Below are 1,115 nucleotides of genomic sequence, written 5' to 3' on the forward strand. Positions count from 1 at the left end.
TGCCGAACACGGTCGTTAAGCTCTTTTGCGCCGATGGTAGTTGGGGGCTTCCCCCTGTGAGAGTAGGACGTTGCCAGGCATTTTTTTACGTTCCACAGTAGCTCAGTGGTAGAGCAATCGGCTGTTAACCGATCGGTCGTAGGTTCGAGTCCTACCTGTGGAGCCATTTTTTATGCTTCCATAGCTCAGCAGGTAGAGCACTACCATGGTAAGGTAGGGGTCAGCGGTTCGAATCCGCTTGGAAGCTCCAGAGAGACTTTACCTTATATCTATAGATCAAACCAGCCTGGTAAGGTTGGTTTTTTATTTGTAAAAAATTTTATATTCACTCTTAATATAGTCAACTCAATACAGTAGTTTCTAAAGTCTATAAATTAAAATAAAGCTCCTATTCAGGAGAATTTTGCTCCTGAGAGAGCCTTATTTTAGTGAAATGGGTTGCTAGCAGGTAGAAGTAGTTGTTGACCAATAAGAGGACCTCTCTATCGCGTAGAACGGCTTTTTAGCTCTTCAGTAGTTAAACCTGTAACAGCTCGTACAAGCTGCAAGTCAATTCCATAATCAATCATTCTTTCAGCCACTTCTAGCCTTGTTTCATTTCTAGCTTGATTTTTAACATATTGAAACTTTTTAATTAAGTCCGCCTGCAGCATTTCTTGATCTAGATTCATTAAGATCACTCCATTACGTATGCTATTTATTATAGTATAGCGAATATGCGTTCGTATAATCAATGTTTTTTACAGTAGAATAAAAAAAAGAAAAAAATCTATAAAAAAATGTGCAAAAGGGGTTGTCATCGAAAAGAATATTGGATATAATACTTTTTGTCAGCAAGAAACGACACATTCTGAAACGATGGCCCGTTGGTCAAGCGGTTAAGACACCGCCCTTTCACGGCGGTAACACGGGTTCGAATCCCGTACGGGTCACCATTAATTTTATAACATACATAAATGACTTACTTTTAAGACAAGCTATGGAGGATTAGCTCAGCTGGGAGAGCACCTGCCTTACAAGCAGGGGGTCGGCGGTTCGAGCCCGTCATCCTCCACCATATGCCGGTCTAGCTCAATTGGTAGAGCAACTGACTTGTAATCAGTAGGTTGGGGGTT

1 protein-coding gene, 4 tRNA genes and 1 rRNA gene are annotated in these 1,115 nt (G+C 41.3%); 5 read left to right on the forward strand and 1 reads right to left on the reverse strand.

The window, feature by feature from the left end; genetic code table 11:
* From rrf to A33I_RS19665, 3 genes are all read left to right on the forward strand, one after another.
* Positions 1-79, forward strand: a 5S ribosomal RNA gene (gene rrf / locus A33I_RS21600); the annotation flags it as partial.
* A 12-nt stretch (positions 80-91) separates the two neighbouring features.
* A tRNA-Asn gene (locus A33I_RS19660) sits at positions 92-166 on the forward strand.
* An 8-nt stretch (positions 167-174) separates the two neighbouring features.
* Positions 175-250: transfer RNA gene (locus A33I_RS19665), tRNA-Thr, on the forward strand.
* Between the two features lie 232 nt (positions 251-482).
* On the opposite strand, the gene A33I_RS19670 is transcribed toward A33I_RS19665, so the two are convergent.
* The gene (locus A33I_RS19670) at positions 483-671 is read right to left on the reverse strand and encodes a hypothetical protein (RefSeq protein WP_022630028.1); all 189 of its coding nucleotides are present in this window, start codon (positions 669-671) and stop codon (positions 483-485) included.
* Between the two features lie 189 nt (positions 672-860).
* On the opposite strand from A33I_RS19670, the gene A33I_RS19675 reads away from it, so the two are divergent.
* Positions 861-935 (forward strand) — tRNA-Glu (locus A33I_RS19675).
* A 46-nt stretch (positions 936-981) separates the two neighbouring features.
* Positions 982-1,057: transfer RNA gene (locus A33I_RS19680), tRNA-Val, on the forward strand.
* The last annotated feature ends 58 nt before the right edge of the window (positions 1,058-1,115 follow it).

This window comes from Alkalihalophilus marmarensis DSM 21297 (assembly GCF_000474275.2).
In the GTDB taxonomy this organism is placed as follows: domain Bacteria; phylum Bacillota; class Bacilli; order Bacillales; family Bacillaceae_D; genus Alkalihalophilus; species Alkalihalophilus marmarensis.

What these genes read in the sequence shown, in the direction of transcription:
- A33I_RS19670 (WP_022630028.1), bottom strand. Translation starts at nt 671, where the DNA reads ATGAATCTAGATCAAGAAATGCTGCAGGCGGACTTAATTAAAAAGTTT.